We start from the raw sequence: 233 nt of genomic DNA, 5'->3' as shown, positions 1-233 counted from the left end.
GAGATGCTGGAGGGACGCCGTAGCCAGTTCATCGAGGAGCTACGCGCCACCGGATCAACCAGAACCACCGCCACCGGCCAGGTGGACGCGGCCATCGACCGGTGGGTCTGGTACGCCGGCTGGGCCGACAAGATCACCCAGGTCACCGGAACCGCCAACCCCGTCTCCGGCCCCTTCTTCAACTTCTCCACCCCCGAACCAACCGGCGTCATCGGCGTCATCGCGCCGGACGA

At 67.4% G+C, this 233-nt stretch carries 1 protein-coding gene; it reads left to right on the top strand.

The window, feature by feature from the left end; all coding sequences use genetic code 11:
- Window positions 1-233, top strand: a 233-nt coding sequence (locus ACFFNX_RS52215) for an aldehyde dehydrogenase family protein (RefSeq protein WP_378213924.1), incomplete at both ends; no start/stop codon positions are given.

This window comes from Actinoallomurus acaciae, assembly GCF_042429965.1.
In the GTDB taxonomy this organism is placed as follows: domain Bacteria; phylum Actinomycetota; class Actinomycetes; order Streptosporangiales; family Streptosporangiaceae; genus Actinoallomurus; species Actinoallomurus acaciae.
The sequence above is the reverse complement of the archived record's forward strand: the minus strand, read 5'-3'. Positions and strand labels throughout refer to the sequence as shown.